Source organism: Bradyrhizobium monzae (assembly GCF_021458635.1).
GTDB lineage: Bacteria > Pseudomonadota > Alphaproteobacteria > Rhizobiales > Xanthobacteraceae > Bradyrhizobium.
Map to the genome: position 1 here is coordinate 93,364 of NZ_JAIRDQ010000010.1, position 17,596 is coordinate 110,959.

Sequence of the window (17,596 nt, forward strand, 5' to 3'; positions counted from 1 at the left end):
CGATGATCACGCCGCCCGCGAGCGGGCATCGTCGGCCGCGCAGGCCGCCGCACTGTCGTCGAAGGCTTCGCACATCCGCATCGCGACCAGCAGATTTTCCGGCGTCAGCACCTCCGCCGTCGGTCCCCAGGCCACGGGGCCGCGGGCGAGCACCAGCGTCTCACTGAAATGGGTACGCACCATCTCCATGTCATGCAGCGCGGCCAGCACGGTGCGGCCCTCGCTGTGCCAGCGCTTCACCAGCGCGAGCAGGTCGGTCGTGGTCTTGCTGTCGATGGCGTTGAAGGGCTCGTCGAGCACGATCAGGCGCGCGTCCTGGAGCAGCACGCGCGCGAACAGCACGCGCTGCATCTGGCCGCCGGAGAGCGTGCCGATCGGCCTGTTCTCGAAGCCGTTGAGGCCGACGGAGGCGATCGCGCGCAGGATTTTTTCGCGCGCGGCCTTGCCGATGCCGCCGAACAGGCCTGTCCCTCGCCACAACCCGGTGCCGACGAAATCGAACACCGAAATCGGAAAGCTGCGGTCGATGTCTGCGCTCTGCGGCAGATAGGCGATGTCGCGGCTGTCGAGCCCGCCGAGATGGATGCTGCCGTCGAGCGGCCGGAGGATGCCGACGATGCCGCGCAGCAGCGTCGACTTGCCGGCGCCGTTGGGGCCGATCACGGCAACCAGCGCGCCGGGCGCGACCTCGCCGTTGAGATGGTGCACGGCCGGATGGCGGTCATAGCCGAGCGTGACGTTGTGAAAGTGCACGGCTGCCATGGTCACCTCATCGCCAGCCAGACGACGCCCCAGAGCACGGCGCAGACGGCGACGGCGGCCGAGAGGCGGCCGGCCATGGTCATGCGCAGGATCGACCAGGGCGCATCCTGGGCCGGATGCGGCGATGCCGCGTCATGGACATGGGCGTGGGTGTGATCGTGCCCGTGCGAATGCCCGTGGTCATGGGAATGGTCGTGATGAGGGGCGTGGGACACGGCGGGAACCATGCCCGGGACGTTATATTATAACATTACCCTTGTCCACGGCCCGCTCACGGCTTGCCGATCACCATGGCGATGGCGGCCGCCACGAACGGGAACGGCACTGAAACCGCGCAGCGGAACCAGACGAAACGGGCCGGCATGAACGGGATTTCCCACAAAATCACCCGCTGGAAGGCAAACAGAGCCCAGGCCACGACATAGGCGACCACCTGCGGCACCCCGCCGCCCGACTTCAGCGCTACGGTGCCGATGGAAAAGCCGATCACCGGGCCACCGGGCGTGGCGGCGCCGGCGACCACGGCGGTTGCAACCCCGAGCCAGCCGCTGTCCGGCCCGAGCCAGCCGGTGATCACCTCCTGCGGGATGATGGCGGCGATGTAGCCGGAGCCGATCACGCCGAGCGCGATCCGCGGCACGATGTTGATGAAATCCATCGAGCCTTCACGCAGCGAGGCCTTGAACACCGGAGGGCCACGACGGAAGGCGATCAGGCCGACGCCGAACACGGAGCCCCACAACAGGATGTCGATCAGGAGCGCTGCGCTCATGCCGCGTCCTCGTCGCTCTCGCGCTTCGGATAGAGCCGGACATAGACGAAACGGCCGAGTGCACCGGCGAGCACTGGGAGCGGCAGCGAGATCACGATCCGCCACAGCGTGAAGTCGGTGCCCATGATCGGGATTTCCCAGGCCACCGCGCGGCCGTAGCCGATCAGGGTCCAGCTCACGACCATGGCGATGGTGGCGCCGAAATCGGCCCCGACCGCCAGCAGCGCGCTCGCCACCGGATAGGCGGTGAAGGGGCCCCCGGGCAGGATCGCACCGAAGGCGGTGCCGATCAAAAGGCCCTTCAGGCCGGATTTCGGCCCGAGCGAGCGCGAGACTTTTTCGTGCGGCAGGATTTCCGAGATGAAGGCGCCGAGCAGGCAGCCCGCCAGCACGCGCGGCAAGATGCCGCCGAACAGCGAGAGATCGTGGGTGAGAATTTCCAGGACACCCTCGGTGCCGTCACGCCGCCAGACCAGCCCTGCGCTCACCGCCACCAGTGCCGCGATGATGATGGTCGACCAGCCGATTGGCTTGCGCGCGCGTCCCGGCCGCGGCTCGGACTCCACGTCCTCGGCAGGCGCGGGACTTTTCGGCGACGGTTCTGACAACGGGCTTGGTCGGCTCGAGGGTGATGCCAATCCTGATTAAGGGCGCCGTCGAGGCGATGCAAACGGAACGATGACAGACCCGTGCGCACACCGCGCAGGACTGGCTCAATCAGTCAATTCCGCACAGCAAAAAGGCGGCCGCGTGAGCGACCGCCTTTCGCGATTCCGGTGAGATTGACTCAGACCTTGTCGAACAGGGACTCGACGTATTCCCAGTTCACGAGGTTCTCGACGAACGCCTTGAGATAGTCGGGACGGCGGTTGCGATAGTCGATGTAATAGGAGTGCTCCCAGACGTCGACGCCGAGGATCGGGGTCGCGCCGTGCACCAGCGGATTCTCGCCGTTCGGGGTCTTGGCGATTTCGAGCTTGCCGTTCTTGACCTGGAGCCAGGCCCAGCCGGAGCCGAACTGGCCGACGCCGGCCGCCTGGAAGTCCGTCTTGAACTTCTCGAAGCCGCCGAGGTCCTCGTTGATCTTCTTCTCGAGCTTGCCCGGCAGCTTGGTGCCGCCGCCATTGGGCTTCATCCAGCTCCAGAAGTGAATGTGGTTGTAGTGCTGGCCGGCGTTGTTGAACACTGCGGGGTTCTTGCCGAACGAGCCCTTGACGATCTCCTCAAGGGACTTGCCTTCCCATTCGGTGCCCTTGAGCGCGTTGTTGCCGTTGGTGACGTAGGCCTGGTGATGCTTGTCGTGGTGGAATTCCAGCGTCTCCTTCGACATGAACTGGCCGAGGGCGTCATAGGCGTAAGGGAGTGGGGGCAGCGTGAATGTCATGGGTTCTTGTCCGCAACTGGGTGGAGAACTTGTTCTAACGGTCATCCCTTATAGAAGGTTCCTGCGCCGTTAAATACCGCGAATTTGCGAAAAGGCGCGATTGCGACGGCATGGCTTGATTGCACAACTTTCAAGTCCGCGAAAAATATCATTGCCTTTGAAGCGCTTATGGCAGAACGAATGTGTCACGGAGCAGAGTTGCGACCACCATGAGCATCGAAATCGACATTCTGAACGGCGACGCCGCGTGGCCGATCGCACAACCGCTGCTCAGCGCAGTCTGGGGACGCGACGCCGCCGAGAAGCCGTCCTGGAGCCGCGTCAAATGGGCCCATGCCGATCTGCGCGTGCTGATCGAGACGCCTGAGGACGGCCTCGTCTGCCACGTCGGCATCTATTTCCGCACCATCACCTGGAATGGACAGAAAGCGCATGTCGGCGGCATCGGCGGCGTCTGTACGCGTGAGGATCGGCGGGGCCGCGGCTATGCCACCATGGCGATCGACGCGGCGGTGCATACCATGCGTGCCAACGAGGCGGTTCGCTTCGCGATCCTGTTCTGCGAGCCGCACAATGTCGCGTTCTACGAGGCCCGCAAATGGCGCGCCTTCACCGGCGAGGTCTATTGCGAGCAGCCTGAGGGCCGCATCCGCTTCACCCATATGGCGCCCTACGTGTTCGACATCGTCCGTGCGCCGACGCTCGGCTCCATCGACCTCTGCGGCCTGCCGTGGTGAAATATTCACTGGGGCAAATGAGCGCAGGAATGTGATTCCATCGGGCGTTGCACGATTCTGATTTGCTGCTATGGAGACGCCTCCATTTCGAGGCCCTTCCATGTCCCGCAGATTCGCCATTCTCTCCGTCCTCCTGGCTGCGCTGTCCGGCACGACGGCCGCGCATGCGCAAAGTGCTGACGCGAGCGGGACCTGGCTCACCCAGGCTGGCGATGCCCGCGTGAAGATCAGCAAATGCGGCGGCGGCATTTGCGGCGTCATCGTCTGGCTGCGAGAGCCCACCGACACCGCGACCGGCCAGCCCGCCACCGACAGCAAGAATCCCAATCCCGCACTCGCCAGGCGACCGATGATCGGCCTGCCGCTGTTCTCCGGCATGCAATCATCGGGGCCGAACAAATGGTCGGGCCAGATCTACAACGCCGATGACGGCAGCACCTATGCGAGCAGCGTCTCCGTGACATCAGCAGAGACGCTGCGCGTCGAAGGCTGCGTCGGCGCGCTCTGCGGCGGCGAGACCTGGACGCGCGCGGGACGCTAGGTCGCGGCCGCCACCATCACCTTGAGCGCGGTCGCCGCCGAGGCATAGCCGCCGCCCGCGCCGTCGATGAAGTGCACGTGGTCGCTGCGCAGCGCCGAGGGCGTGAAGCAGGTCATCATCGCGGCATCCTGCTGATAGAGCCCATAGCGGACGACGCCCTCGCGCGCAGCGGTCGCGAGACGATCGCTCAGGGCTCGCTCGAGCTCCGGCGTGCAGTCGAGGATCATGCGCAGGCCGTCGTCATATTTGCGGAAGTCGGAATTCTCGACCACCTGGCGCTTGTAGACTTTTGGCAGGAAGCCGCCGACCTTGATGTCGAAGCGCATCAGGACATAAGCGAAAAACGTATAGGCGAGCAGACCGGCGCGGCGCCTGAGCAACGACCCGCCACGGATCGCGCGCGCCTCGTAGTCCAGGCCCTGCGGCGGCCATTTCAGCGGCGGCCCCTGCGATGGCACGGGACGCCCCGCATCCGGGCTGTGCTCGACGAGATGAATGATGTCCTCGATCACCTTGCGGAAGGCCTGCGGGTCGGCGCCGCTTGCCGGCATCACCAGCACCGACAGGATCAGCCCGCGCGAGGCCGGTATCACCTCGAAGCGGCAGGACAGGCCGGAGAGATCGGGCTGCGTGCCTGAGGGCGCCTCAGCGACGGCGAACTCGCCGCGCTTCATCGCGGCGTCGGCGAAGGCTAGCCCGCCACCGGAGAACATCGCATATGACAGATTGGCCGACGGACCGAAGCGCGCGACGCGCACGTCGAGACCTTTCGCACGGATGGCGCTCACCGGCACCAGCGCGACGCGCATTTTGAGATCGAGGTCTTGCCGCACCCAACTCGCCGTCGCAGCCAAAGCTTCGCGCGCCGCGTCGAGATCGGCCGGCGCGACCGCAAAACTGGCGCCGTCACCGCCGAACACGAAGGGAAATTCGCGTCCTTCCAGCGCATTCGTCACCGCCGCGATCACGGCGGCGCCGGCCATGTTGACCGCCTTGTAGCGCTGCGCCGCGATGGCCTTGGTGGAATCGACGATGTCGGCGACACCGACGCTCCAGTCCTCCGGCAGCGGCGAATAGTGTTTTGGCTCCATCAGGCTGGTGAAGCCGCGGAAGACAGGGATGCTGCCGTAAAAGGAATCGGCGCTCATTGCATAAGCCGGTCGGGTTGCAGGTGAGACGAGATACGTGGCGGGACCGATTGGGGTTCGCCGGCGGCTCCCCCGAAAAGGCAGCGCATCATTTGCCGAAACGGGTTAGACAACAAGATGCCTGCTCGCGCCGGCGAGCACAATCAGATGCAATAGCCGACAGGATCCAGAGCCGGCTTCGCGCGCATTGGGAATAGGCGATATGGGCTAATGCAGCTTTTCGCTCTCGCGCTTACGCAAGGCATCGAGAGCGGCGTCATGACAGCCGATCAGCCGCACGAATTGCTGCGGATACATTTCGTGGCCATGGCTGCCGGAGTTTTGATGCGACATCGGCGGGCAGCGGGCATCGTCCAATTTCGCGGGCGAAAGCTCCACGGGCGATTGGCCAGAACCCGCAACGGTGATGTTTGGCGTGGCCGCATTTTGAGAAGCCAAATTTCGAGAGGCCAAATTTTGAGAAGCCATGGACTGCTCCCTGTGGTTTAGGGCAGTTCGATTGACGTAACCCAATCGAGGACGCGGCATCTTACGACCAAATCCGGCTCAATGTCATTGCGCCGGATCAACCCGATCGTGACGGCGGAGTTCCGTCTTAGGCCGTGTTGCCGGCGTCGATCGTGAACACGGTACCGGTGACGTTACGGCCGCCCTCGCCGAGCAGATATTCCACCATGCGCGCGACGTCGTCGGTCTCCGGCAGGCGACGCAGCGCGCTACGGCCGGCGATGCGCTTGCGGCTCTCGTCGGAGAGGTTATGCGTCAGCTCGGTATCGATGAATCCGGGCGCGATCGCGTTCACGGTGATGCCGAGCTTGCCGACCTCGCGCGCGAGCGAGCGGGTGAAGCCGGTGGCGGCGGCCTTGGTCGCGCCATAGACCGAGAGGCCGTTATAGCCCGTCGTCGCGATGATCGAGGAGATGTTGATGATGCGGCCGGCGCCATCGGCCATCATCTGGCGCGCGACATATTTGGTGAGGATGATCGGCGACAGCACGTTGAGCTGCACCAGCGCCTCGATCTCCGAATTGTGCATGGTCGCGAGCAGGCCCTCGGTGCCGAGACCGGCATTGTTGACGAGGCCGTAGGTCGGGCCGAATTCATCGCGCACGAGCTTTGCGAAGGCGGGGATCGCGTCGATCACCGCGAGATCGCAGGCGCGAAAATGCAGGCGGCCCTCGGAGGCGGCGATCGCAGCCCCGAGCTCGTCGCTCTCGCGTCGCGCGGCGGCGATCACGTTGTAGCCGGCACTGACCAGACGCTTGCCGATCGAAAGACCAATGCCGCGGCTGCCGCCGGTGACGAGAACATTATGCATCGGTGCGCGCCAGTTTGCCGGCCGGGGTGACGTCGAGCGCGTCGACGAAGCGGATCACCGCCGGCACCTTGTGGGACGACAGGTGCGCGCGGCACTGATCCAGGATCTGGTCGCGAATTTCCTTCGCGCGTGCCTGGTCGGTGCCGTCGGCGAGGATCACGTCCGCGACGACGATGCCGCCCGTGATCGGGCTCTTCCGCGATTTCGCCCGCGACATCCGCACGTCGGGATGACGGTTGATCGCCGCCTCGATCTCCTCGGGGTGAACTTTCAGCCCGCCGATATTGATGATGCCGCCGCGGCGGCCGACGAAATAATAGCGGCCCCCGCGCAGTTCGACGATATCACCGCTGTCGACGAAACCGTCGCCGTCGGCGAGCGCAGCCGCGTTGCGGCCGATATAAGCATGCGCCGTCCGCGTCGAGCGAATCCGCAGCGAGCCGTCGACCACCTTCATCTCGACGCCGTTGCGGTTGCCGAGATAGTTCGCCGGAAAGCCCTCGAGCCCGTCATTGACGGCGAAGCCGACGCCGGCCTCGGTCGAGGCATAGGCATGGCCGACGGAGGAATTGGGGAATGCGGCCTTGAGGCCGTCGAGCACCGCCTGGTCGGCGATCTCGCCGGAGAGGCGGACATAGCCCGGCGCGAACTGCGCGGCCGAGCCGCTCATCAGAAGCTTGCGCCAGTGCGAGGGCGTACCGGAGATGTGCGAGACGCCGCGCGCGTTCAGCCGCACGACGTGATCGGCGAGCGCCTCGTGCGGGTCCGACAGCACCATCGAGCCGCCGGAGAGGATCGCGCGAAGGAAGATCTGCAGGCCGCCATAGCGGCGGATATCATAGAACGTGGCCCAGACCGGCGCGGGTCCCCTGGCCGGGCCTTCGGCGACGATGGCGCCGGTGAGCGCCTCCAGCGTATGGCCGACGATTTTCGGCACGCCTGATGTGCCCGAGGTCAGCATCAGCCATTCGGTCGCGCGCTCGGTCTGCGCAGGCGCCGTGGCTTGAAGCGGCAATTGTGCAGTAATGACCAACGACACGCCGGTCGCGGCCCAGCGATCGGGCTCGTCGGTGACGACGGCATCGACCCCGGCATCGGCGATCAACGCGTCCAGGTGCGCCGGATTAAGATCCGGCGGACACAGCAGCATGCGGCGGGCGATGCCGTCGAGCTCGATCATGGCGAGCCCCGACCGGAGCTGGTCCGACAGTTTCAGCAAGACCGCGCGGCCGGACAGCTCGCGCAGGCGGCCGCCGAGGACGGTCTGCGACAAGATATCGGTCAGCGACACCACATGGTGCGCATCCGACAGCGTACGGCCCGTCAGCTCCGCGCCAAGGTGGTCGCGGAGCGCGAAGATCTCACGCGGGGACATTTTCGTAGGCCCGCACGAAATCACCCACGGTGGCGGGGAACGCGGCGTCCTCGGAAATGGTGAAGGGATCGACGCCGGTCTCGTCCTCGAGACGCGCGACCAGGATCGCGAAAGCCAGCGAGTCAAATCCCGTCTCGTGCAGGGACAGATCGTCCGAGAGTACGGGAAGCGTGACGTGCTGCTCTTTGGCGATCTGCTGGATCGCTTCAATGACTTTGGATCGTACCGACATGGCTGGCTCGCCTCTTCCTTAGTTAATCGATCGTATGTCTTGCGGCGGCTCTTGATGACCGCCTCCCATGACCGCGTGTTTACCCGACAGAAGTAAATGGCCTCTTGGACAATTCAGATAAAATTGGACCTATCTTCGGATTTTGATGCGGCTACAACCGGATCGTGCCGTCCACGACGTGCGCATAGGTGTCGAAGCCGAATGCGACATAGGCGCCCGATCTCGGGTCGAGCATGAACAGCGGCTCGGCGACCGCGCCGGGATCAAACCCCTCACGCGCCAATTCCCCCTTTTTCTGCTTGAATGTCTCGGTCGCATCGAGCTCCCGCGAGAGGCGGATGAAGACAGGGCGGGCATAGACCGGCAGGCGCTGCGCGAGATGCGCGGACAATGCGGCGATATCAAAGCCTTCGTTCGCGACGATCGCGCTCATGCCGGCGCGGCCGTCGGCGCCGGGAATGCTGACGCCATAGGTTGTGGCGTCGACCACCCCGGTGAAGTCGCGCACGGCGTCATTGACCTCGGAGGTCGCGACATTCTCGCCCTTCCAGCGGAAGGTATCGCCGATGCGATCGACGAAATGGAAGAAGCCCTTGTCGTCGAGCCGCATCAGATCGCCGGTGCGGAACCAGGCATCTCCCCTGGCGAAGACGTCGCGAAGAATCTTCTTCTCGGTCTCGCCGGCATCGGTATAGCCCTCGAAGCGGCCACCGCCCTCGTCTGCCTTGCCGATACGGCCGATGGCCTCGCCCGCCTCACCGCGCGCGCAGGCGATACAAAAGCCCTCGTCATTGCGCAGCGGCGCGCCGGTGTCGGGGTCGAGCTTGACGAGGCCTGCTGGAAAGCGATGTGCAAGCAGCGGCGGGATGCGGCCGATGGCGCCCGGCTGGCCCTCGACGTTGAACAGCGAGAAATTGCCTTCCGTCGCGGCATAGAATTCAAGAATGCGGGGAATGGCGAAACGGCCCTGGAAATCCTCCCAGATATCGCCGCGCAGGCCATTGCCGCAGGCCAGCCGCAGGCGGTGGCGGTTTTCGTACTCCGACGGCGGCGCCTTGAGCAGATAACGGCAGAGTTCGCCGATATACTGGAACAGCGTGCAGTCGTGCCGCACGATGTCGGGCCAGAAATTCGAGGCCGAAAACTTCTCCGCGATCACCACCGAGCCGCCGGCGGCGAGCATGCTGCACGGCGCGACGATGCCGCCGACCGAGTGGAATAGCGGCAGGCAATCATAGAGCCGATCCTGCGGCGTCGCGCCAGTGAGGCCGGCGAACCAGAAGCCCCAGTTGAGAATGCGGCGATGGCTGATGCTGGCGGCCTTCGGCAGGCCGGTGGTGCCGGAGGTGTAGATCAACAGGGCGCGGTCATCGATGGTGACGTCGCCGCGCTCCTCCGGCGACAGCGTCCCGTCGTCGAGCACGGCGAGCGCAACATCAATCGCACGCTCGCTGCGGGCATCGCCATGGGTCCATATCTTGGCGTCGGTCTTCAGATGCGGCGTTGCGCTCTGCAGCGTCGCCGAGAGATCGTGCGCGACGACGATATGTGAGGGCTTCGCGACATCGATGCAATGCGCGAGAGACTGCCCGACAAGCTTGGTATTGATCAGCGCCACCACGCCGCCGACGCGGCTGATGCCGACCCAGGCCGCGACATAATCGATGCCGTTCGGCATGATCAGGCCGACGGTGTCCCCTTTGGCGACGCCGACCGAGCGCGCCCAGCGCGCATAGCGATTGATCCGCCGAGACAGGCCATCGTAGTCGAGTGTCGCATCGTCCGTGACCAGCGCGACGCGGTCGGGCTGGCGGCGTGCCCGATCGTCGACGACGTCGGCGAACAGGCGGCCCGGCAGCGTCTCGATCCGCGCAGTCAGCTCGATCGCCTTCAGCCAGATCTTTGATGCCGAAGGCGCGCGCGCGGGCTTGGTTTGCTCGATGACGCCGGTGGTCATGCCGTTCATTCTTTCGGGCGGTATCTGCTTGTTTCCTTAAGCTTAGCTCGCGCACCCTGCCCAGGTGTTAAGAGACAAGGTAAAACTCGGTTAGCTCTCGATTAACTGCGATCATCCTTTAACAAGCCGACGGGAACGTCGTGCGACCCGGTGCAATTCTTGCGATAGCAAATCCAGTCATTCGGGCGCGCTGTGAGCGCGCCCCCTCGCCGCGCGAGATGAACTGGAGGCCACGATGATCACCAGGCGAAATTTCCTTCAGACCGCCACCTTCGCCGCGGCCACACTCATCGCGCCGCGCTCCTTTGCGATCGGCAACCCGACTTATCCGTCGCGCAGCGTGAAATGGGTGGTGCCTTATGCACCGGGCGGCGCCACGGACGTGCTGTCGCGGTTGATCTGCCAGCGCCTGTCCGACCGGCTCGGGCAAACCTTCGTCGTCGAGAACAAACCCGGCGCCGGCAGCAATATCGGAACGCAGGCGGTGATCACGTCCGCGCCAGATGGCTACACGCTGCTGCTGACCTCGACCGCGAACGCGATCAACGCCTCGTTCGATCCGGCGCTGCCATACGATTTCGCCAAGGGTATCGCGCCCGTCGCCGGCGTCGCGCGGATTCCGCTGGTGCTGGTCGTCAACAACGATCTGCCGGTGACGAGCGTCGCCGACTTCATCGCCTACGCCAAAGCCAATCCCGGCAAGATGTCGATCGCCTCGTCCGGCATCGGCACGTCGCTGCATCTCTCCGGCGGGCTGTTCAAGTCGATGGCCGGCGTCCAGTTTACCCACGTGCCCTATCGCGGTTCCGCACCGGGCCTGACCGACGTGATGAGCGGCCAGATCCAGGGCATGTTCGACAACGTCACCTCGTCGTTCGAGCTAGTGCGCGCCGGCAAGCTGCGCGCGCTCGGAATCACCACGCGCGAACGCTCGGAGATTTTGCCTGACGTGCCACCGATCGCCGACACGCTGCCCGGCTACGAGACGTCCTCGTTCTACGGCGTCGGTGCTCCCCACGAGACGCCGCGCGAGATCGTGGACCTGCTCAATCGCGAGGTCGACACGGCGTTATTCGACGCCGAGATCAAGGCGCGCATCGCCGAGCTCGGCGCGATCCCGCTGCACGGCAATGCCGGCGAGTTCGGCGGCATGCTCACCGCCGAGACCGAACGCTGGCGCAAGGTGGTGGAGCTGTCGGGGATGAAGAAGGAATAGCTTACGGCTTCTGCGAAGGGGATCGATCGATCCCCCTCACAAATGATCACCCGACGCTAGCTGCTGCTTCTGAGCCGCGAGCGCGGCGGCGGCACGTTGACCGGGTAATACGGATTCAGCTCGCAGGTCGCGGCCTGTCCGGAAGCAGTCGCACGACATTGCGGCAGCGACGTGTAGGAGCAATCATACCGCTGCTCGCCGCCACCATCACTCTCGCCGGAATAGACATGCCTGCAGACGGGATAATTGGGATCGAAGGTCTGCGCATGCAACGGCGCGGCCGCCAGCAAGGCACCGGCGGTGACGATCATGGCGAATGAGCAGCGCACCAAGATGTCCGCCGGACGTCGCATCCAGAGCTTGTCAGTTCACGTTCCTGTGACGCCGGCGCGGGGGCGGCGGCTCGTTGAAGGCATAATAGGGGTTGAGGTCGCAGCTTGCAGCGAGACCGGACGCGGTGGCGCGGCACTGCTCCAGCGACGTGAAGGAGCAGTCGAACCAGCTGCCGCCGCCCCCGCTCCTGCCGCCGCCCGCGTAAACGTGCATGCACACCGGGTAGCGCGGATCATAGGTCTGGGCGCTGGCATCTGCCGCGGCGAACAGCGTGGCAATCGCGGTGAGGGTCAGGAGGGAGAGGCGCATCGGACATTTCCTCGAATCGGTAACAACGGCAGGCGTTATGCCATTTCGATATGGCACAACAGCGCGGAAGAAGCGATCGTTCCTGTTTATACCTCTCCCGCTTGTGACACGCACCAAAAACGGTGCGACACAGCGCCGTAACAATCCGAAACCGCGAAGGCGCGCTGTCGCCGGCCTGCATTGGACGCATATCTCGCGACACCATCCTTCGACAAAGGTCGCACACCATCGGTGCAGGAAACCGTTCGCAGGCCTGAGCGAACGGACTAGTCTTTCGGTCACAACGCCGGCCCCGGACCGATGACGTTCCGGGGCAATCAACAAACATATGGGCTGAAGGAAACGCACATTCGCGCTCGGGCTCTCGAGCGCGACTCCGCCATGCGCGGGGAGAAGATGCGCTGGCCGGTCTACGGGCTTAGGGCATGCAAGAGAGCATCTCGTCTCCGTTCATCCGCTATCCAATCGGCACCTCGCTGCTGATGGCGGGCATTCTGTTCGTGGGCCTCGTGGCCTACCCCCTGCTGCCGGTAGCGCCACTGCCGCAGGTCGACTTTCCGACCATCCAGGTTTCCGCGTCGCTTCCGGGCGGCAGTCCCGAAACCATGGCCTCCTCCGTGGCGCAGCCGCTCGAGCGCCAGCTCGCGCAGATCCCCGGCATCACGCAGATGACGTCGACGAGTTCACTCGGCTCGGCGTCGATCACCATCCAGTTCGATCTCAATCGCCTGATCGATGCCGCCGCCAACGACGTGCAGGCCGCAATCAACGCGGCGGGCGGCCAATTGCCGAAGAACCTGCCCTCGCCGCCGACCTATCGGAAGGTTAACCCGGCGGACTCGCCGATCATGATCCTGTCGGCGACTTCCGACACGCTGCCCCTGACCACCGTCAGCGACCGTACCGACGCCCAGCTTGCGCAGCAGATCAGCCAGATCCCCGGTGTCGCCCAGGTGTTCGTCGGCGGGCAACAGAAGCCCTCGGTGCGTATCCAGGTCGATCCGGCCAAGCTGGTCGCCAAGGGACTGTCTCTGGAGGACGTGCGCAGCCAGATCGCGATCGCGACCACGGATAGCCCGAAGGGAAACATCGACGGCACCCGGCGCGCCTACACTGTCTACGCCAACGACCAGCTGCTCGAGGCCACGCAGTGGCAGGACGTGATTGTCGCCTATCGTAACGGGGCGCCTTTGCGGATCCGCGACATCGGCGAAGCGGTGTCAGGACCGGAGGACATGAAGACCGCGGCCTGGGCCGACGGCAAACGCGGCGTGTTCCTCGTCATTTTCAAGCAGCCAGGCGCCAACGTCATCGAGACGGTCAACCGCATCAAGGAGAAGCTGCCGCGGCTGATCGCAGCGATCCCGCCCGCGATCAGCATCAAGACCATCAGCGACCGTACCATCACCATCCGCGCCGCGGTCGACGACGTGCAGATCACGCTCATGATCACCATCGTGCTGGTGGTGATGGTGATCTTCATCTTCCTGCGCAGTTTCTGGGCCACGATCATCCCGAGCATCACCGTGCCGCTGGCCCTGCTCGGGGCCTGCTCGCTGATGTGGGTGTTCGGCTACTCGCTGGACAATCTCTCGCTGATGGCACTGACCATCGCGGTCGGCTTCGTGGTCGACGACGCCATCGTGATGCTGGAGAACATCACGCGCTATGTCGAGCGGGGCGAGAACCCGGTCGCCGCCGCCTATAAGGGCGCGGCCGAGATAGGCTTCACCATCGTCTCCATCAGCATATCGCTGGTCGCCGTGCTGATCCCGCTGCTGCTGATGGGCGGCATCATCGGCCGGTTATTCCGCGAATTTGCAGTGACGCTATCAATGGCGATCTTCGTCTCCCTCGTGGTGTCACTGACCCTGACGCCGATGATGGCCTCGCGTTTCCTCCGCTCGGACCACGAAGCCCGCAGCGGCCGCTTCTACCAATGGAGCGAGCGGCTATTCGAGCGTCTGCTCGGCGCCTATGAACGCGGGCTCGACCTCGCGCTACGGCATAGCCTCATCACGCTCTGCGTTTTCTTCGCGACCGTCGCGCTGTCGGCGCTGCTGTTCATCCTGATCCCAAAAGGCTTCTTCCCGCAGCAGGACAATGGATTCCTCACCGCCGTGTCGGAAATGCCCCAGGATATCTCCTTCGCCGAGATGAAGCGGCGGCAGGAGGAGCTCAACGCCATCGTACAGGCCGACCCTGCCGTCGATTCCATCGCGATGTTCATCGGCGGAGGCGGTACAGCTCTGAATTCGGGGCGCATGTACGTCACACTGAAGCCGATCGGAGAGCGCGACGCCAATGCGCAACAGATCATCGTCCGGCTGCGGCCGAAGCTCGCCAAGGTCGAGGGCGCCCGCCTCTATATGCAGGCTTCGCAAGACGTGCGGCTCGGCGGCCGCGCCACCCGCACCCAGTTCGAGTTCACGCTGCAGGACGCCAATCTTCCCGAATTGAACGGGTGGGCGCCCAAGATCCTGACGGAAATGAAAGGCCTGCCGGAGCTTCGCGACGTCGCCACCGACCAGCAGACCGAGGGCACGACAGTGCAACTCACGATCAATCGCGACACCGCCGCGCGCTATGGCATCCAGCCGCAGCTGATCGACGACACGCTCTATGACGCCTTCGGCCAGCGCCAGGTGGCGCAATATTTCACGCAGACCAACAGCTATCATGTCGTGCTCGAGATCACGCCGGCGCTGCAAGGCAAACTCGACACGCTCGACAAGCTCTACATCAAATCGCCGCTGACCGGCGACCAGGTCCCGCTCTCGGTCATCTGCAGATGGAATAGCGAGCCGGTGCGGCCGCTCGCGATCGCGCATCAGAGCCAGTTTCCGGCGGTGACGATCAGCTTCAACCTCGCCGAAGGCGTTGCGCTGGGACAGGCGACCGCCGCCGTGATGCGCGCAGTCAGCGAGACGGGTGCGCCGCCGACGCTGTCGATGAGCTTCCAGGGGACCGCGCAGGCGTTCCAGCAATCGCTCGGAACCGTGCCGCTGCTGATCCTCGCCGCACTCGTCGTGGTCTATCTGGTGCTGGGGGTGCTCTACGAGAGCTACATCCATCCGCTGACCATCCTGTCGACGCTGCCGTCGGCCGGCGTCGGTGCAATCGCGATCCTGATGATCTTCGGCTTCGATTTCAGCCTGATCGCCCTGATCGGGGTCATCCTCTTGATCGGTATCGTCAAGAAGAACGGCATCATGATGGTGGACTTCGCCATCGCGGCCGAGCGCGAGCAGCATCTGACGCCGGAGCAATCGATCCGCCAGGCCGCACTGCTGCGCTTCCGGCCGATCATGATGACGACGATGGCAGCGCTGCTCGGCGGCGTTCCGCTGATGCTCGGCACTGGCACCGGTGCCGAGATCCGCCAACCGCTCGGCTACGCCATGGTTGGCGGCCTCCTGGTCAGCCAGGCGCTGACCTTGTTCACGACGCCGGTCGTCTATCTCTACCTCGACCGCTTCTCCAACACGCTGTCACGCTGGACGGAGAGGAAGCCCGTGGCCGAGGAAGAGAGCGAAGAGCAAAAAGATGCGGCGGAGTAGACCGGGCTCGCGTCAGCCCAGCCCCTGCAACACCAGCCGGTTCAGCCTTGCCGCAAACGCGGCCGGATCTTCCGGCAGCTCGCCATCCAGAATCTGTGCCTGTTCGAGCAGAAGCAGGCTGAGATCGTCGACCGTCTTCGAGCCGGCCTGGGCCCTGGTGATCGCCGTGACCATGGGGTGGCGCAGGTTGATCTCGAGGATCGGCTTGGTGCGCATGCCGCGGTTCTGCTGGGCCAGGATGCGCTCGAGCTCGCGGCTCGGACCCTGGCTGTCGGCGACGAGGCAGGAGGCGGAGCTGGTCAGGCGGGTCGAGGCCTTGACGTCGCTGACGCGCTCGCCAAGCGCGGCCTTGATCACCGCGATGGTGGCGGCTTCATCCGCCTCGGGTTCGTCCTTCTTCGCCTCGTCCTTTTCGTCGACACGCGGGATCAGGTCGAGATTGAGATCGCCCTGGCTCAGCGACTTCAGCGGCTTGCCCTCGAAATCCGTCGGCATCGAGGTCCAGAATGCGTCGACTGGATCGGACAGCAGCAGCACCTCGATGCCGCGCGCAGTCGCAGCTTCCAGCCGCGGACTAGACTTCAGCCGCTCGATGCTGTCGCCGACGAGATAATAGATCTCGGTCTGGTTCGGCTTGAAATCGGCAACGACGTCCTTGAGCGCGCGCTTCTCGCCGGTCGTGGTGGTGAAGCGCGACAGCGCGAGCAGCTTCTCGCGGCGCTCGAAATCCTCGTAGATGCCCTCTTTCAGCACCGCACCGAAGGCGTCCCAGATCTTCGCGAAATTCTCCGCATCCTTTTCGGCGAGGCTTTCGAGCTCGTTGACGACGCGGGTCGCCACGGCTTTGCGGATCTGCGTCAGCTGCGGATTGTTCTGGAGCATCTCGCGCGAGATGTTGAGCGGGAGATCCTCGCTGTCGACGACGCCGCGGACGAAGCGGAGATAGCCCGGCAAGAGATCGGCATCGTCGGTGATGAAGACGCGGCGGACGTAAAGCTTGACGCGGCCCTTGCGGTTCGGCTCGAACAGATCGAACGGCTTCGTCGACGGCGCGAACAGCAGCACGGCGTAGGAATAGCGGCCCTCGGCGCGGTAGTGCAGCGTCATCGCGGGGTCGTCGAAAGCGGATGCGATCTGCTGATAGGCCTTCTTGTAGTCTTCCGTCGAGAGCTCGGATTTCGAACGCTGCCACAGCGCGCTCGCCGAATTGATCTGGCGCGGCTCTCCCTCGTCCGGCACGAGCTCGATCGGGAAAAGGATGTTGTCCGAGTAGGCGCTGATAATGCGCTCGATCTCGTAGGTCTCGAGATATTTCTTCGCATCGTCCTTCAGGTGCAGGACGATCTCGGTGCCGCGCGCCACGCGGGCCGCCTCCTCGTCGCTGGCGCGTGCGATCTCGAAGCCGGAGCCTCCTGACGACGTCCAGGTCCAGACGTCGCTCTCGCCGGCCCGGCGGCTGACGACGACGATCCGCTCGGCAACCATGAAGGCGGAATAGAAGCCGACGCCGAACTGGCCGATCAGGCCGAGGCCGTCCTTGGCCTCTTTCAGCTTCGACACGAAGGCCTTGGTGCCGGAGCGGGCAATGGTGCCGAGATGGTCGATCAGCTCCTGCCGCTCCATGCCGATGCCGTTGTCGGCGATCGTCAGCGTCCCTGCCGTTTTGTTCGGGATGATCCGGATCTTGAGCGCGTCGCCCTCTCCCAGCAGGGCCGGATTGGCGATCGCCTCATAGCGCAACTTGTCGCAGGCATCCGAGGCGTTGGACACCAGCTCGCGCAGGAAGATGTCGGTCTCCGAATAGACGGAGTGCACCATCAGGTGCAGCAGCTCGGAAACCTCGGCCTGGAAAGGCTGCGTGTGCGTGGCGGTATCGGACGTCGTCATGCGTTTACCCGGTCAATCAGAAGCGGAGAAAGCCGGGATATAACGCGATGGGATTGGGGATCAAG

General features: G+C 64.5%; 18 protein-coding genes. 4 read left to right on the top strand and 14 right to left on the bottom strand.

The genetic code is table 11. The features are described 5' to 3' along the window. Nucleotides 1-6: 6 nt before the first annotated feature. The 5 genes from K3F49_RS29770 to K3F49_RS29790 all read right to left on the bottom strand — a co-directional run bounded on the left by K3F49_RS29770 (nucleotide 7) and on the right by K3F49_RS29790 (nucleotide 2,918). Nucleotides 7-762 carry a metal ABC transporter ATP-binding protein gene (locus tag K3F49_RS29770; RefSeq protein WP_234684464.1) on the bottom strand — a complete coding sequence of 252 codons (756 nt, stop codon included), beginning with the start codon at nucleotides 760-762 and terminating at the stop codon, nucleotides 7-9. A gap of 2 nt (nucleotides 763-764) precedes the next feature. After that, complete coding sequence (locus K3F49_RS29775) at nucleotides 765-989, bottom strand: hypothetical protein (protein ID WP_234684465.1); 225 nt, start codon at nucleotides 987-989, stop codon at nucleotides 765-767. Nucleotides 990-1,033: 44 nt separating this feature from the next. Next, nucleotides 1,034-1,534: a hypothetical protein gene (locus tag K3F49_RS29780; protein ID WP_008138982.1), complete on the bottom strand. Its 501-nt coding sequence runs from the start codon at nucleotides 1,532-1,534 to the stop codon at nucleotides 1,034-1,036. Then, nucleotides 1,531-2,142: a permease gene (locus K3F49_RS29785; protein ID WP_234684466.1), complete on the bottom strand. Its 612-nt coding sequence runs from the start codon at nucleotides 2,140-2,142 to the stop codon at nucleotides 1,531-1,533. The genes K3F49_RS29780 and K3F49_RS29785 overlap by 4 nt, the downstream gene beginning before the upstream one ends. A 179-nt stretch (nucleotides 2,143-2,321) precedes the next feature. Next, nucleotides 2,322-2,918, bottom strand: a complete 597-nt coding sequence (locus K3F49_RS29790) for a superoxide dismutase (RefSeq protein WP_234684467.1) — start codon at nucleotides 2,916-2,918, stop codon at nucleotides 2,322-2,324. 209 nt (nucleotides 2,919-3,127) lie between these two features. Between K3F49_RS29790 and K3F49_RS29795 the strand changes: the two genes are divergently transcribed. Next, nucleotides 3,128-3,655, top strand: a complete 528-nt coding sequence (locus K3F49_RS29795) for a GNAT family N-acetyltransferase (protein ID WP_234684468.1) — start codon at nucleotides 3,128-3,130, stop codon at nucleotides 3,653-3,655. Between the two features lie 100 nt (nucleotides 3,656-3,755). Then, a complete protein-coding gene (locus K3F49_RS29800) occupies nucleotides 3,756-4,196 on the top strand; it encodes a DUF2147 domain-containing protein (RefSeq protein WP_234684469.1) in 441 nt (146 codons plus the stop codon). On the opposite strand, the gene K3F49_RS29805 is transcribed toward K3F49_RS29800, so the two are convergent. From K3F49_RS29805 to K3F49_RS29830, 6 genes are all read right to left on the bottom strand, one after another. After that, nucleotides 4,193-5,344: a DUF3095 domain-containing protein gene (locus K3F49_RS29805; RefSeq protein ID WP_234684470.1), complete on the bottom strand. Its 1,152-nt coding sequence runs from the start codon at nucleotides 5,342-5,344 to the stop codon at nucleotides 4,193-4,195. The genes K3F49_RS29800 and K3F49_RS29805 overlap by 4 nt on opposite strands. 207 nt (nucleotides 5,345-5,551) lie before the next feature. Next, nucleotides 5,552-5,812, bottom strand: a complete 261-nt coding sequence (locus K3F49_RS29810; protein WP_234684471.1) for a hypothetical protein — start codon at nucleotides 5,810-5,812, stop codon at nucleotides 5,552-5,554. Between the two features lie 127 nt (nucleotides 5,813-5,939). After that, nucleotides 5,940-6,662 (bottom strand): SDR family NAD(P)-dependent oxidoreductase, encoded by a 723-nt coding sequence (locus K3F49_RS29815; protein WP_234684472.1) that lies wholly within the window; start codon nucleotides 6,660-6,662, stop codon nucleotides 5,940-5,942. Continuing rightward, on the bottom strand, nucleotides 6,655-8,037 hold the full coding sequence (locus tag K3F49_RS29820) for a class I adenylate-forming enzyme family protein (protein ID WP_234684473.1): 1,383 nt from the start codon (nucleotides 8,035-8,037) through the stop codon (nucleotides 6,655-6,657). Before K3F49_RS29820 ends, K3F49_RS29815 begins: the two co-directional genes overlap by 8 nt. Then, complete coding sequence (locus tag K3F49_RS29825) at nucleotides 8,024-8,269, bottom strand: acyl carrier protein (RefSeq protein ID WP_025032285.1); 246 nt, start codon at nucleotides 8,267-8,269, stop codon at nucleotides 8,024-8,026. Before K3F49_RS29825 ends, K3F49_RS29820 begins: the two co-directional genes overlap by 14 nt. Nucleotides 8,270-8,420: 151 nt before the next feature. Further along, entirely contained in the window at nucleotides 8,421-10,235 is a 1,815-nt protein-coding gene (locus K3F49_RS29830; protein WP_234684474.1) for a long-chain-acyl-CoA synthetase, read from the bottom strand. A 226-nt stretch (nucleotides 10,236-10,461) separates the two neighbouring features. Here K3F49_RS29830 and K3F49_RS29835 point away from each other — a divergent pair, with 226 nt between their 5' ends. Then, nucleotides 10,462-11,442 (top strand): Bug family tripartite tricarboxylate transporter substrate binding protein, encoded by a 981-nt coding sequence (locus K3F49_RS29835; protein ID WP_234684475.1) that lies wholly within the window; start codon nucleotides 10,462-10,464, stop codon nucleotides 11,440-11,442. Nucleotides 11,443-11,498: 56 nt separating this feature from the next. On the opposite strand, the gene K3F49_RS29840 is transcribed toward K3F49_RS29835, so the two are convergent. Continuing rightward, nucleotides 11,499-11,771 (bottom strand): DUF3551 domain-containing protein, encoded by a 273-nt coding sequence (locus K3F49_RS29840; RefSeq protein ID WP_234684476.1) that lies wholly within the window; start codon nucleotides 11,769-11,771, stop codon nucleotides 11,499-11,501. A gap of 34 nt (nucleotides 11,772-11,805) precedes the next feature. Beyond that, nucleotides 11,806-12,084, bottom strand: a complete 279-nt coding sequence (locus tag K3F49_RS29845) for a DUF3551 domain-containing protein (RefSeq protein ID WP_234684477.1) — start codon at nucleotides 12,082-12,084, stop codon at nucleotides 11,806-11,808. Nucleotides 12,085-12,509: 425 nt separating this feature from the next. Between K3F49_RS29845 and K3F49_RS29850 the strand changes: the two genes are divergently transcribed. Further along, entirely contained in the window at nucleotides 12,510-15,644 is a 3,135-nt protein-coding gene (locus K3F49_RS29850) for a multidrug efflux RND transporter permease subunit (protein WP_234684478.1), read from the top strand. Between the two features lie 12 nt (nucleotides 15,645-15,656). Here K3F49_RS29850 and htpG read toward each other — a convergent pair whose 3' ends face one another. After that, the gene (htpG, locus tag K3F49_RS29855; protein WP_234684479.1) at nucleotides 15,657-17,531 is read right to left on the bottom strand and encodes a molecular chaperone HtpG; all 1,875 of its coding nucleotides are present in this window, start codon (nucleotides 17,529-17,531) and stop codon (nucleotides 15,657-15,659) included. Nucleotides 17,532-17,596: the final 65 nt, after the last annotated feature.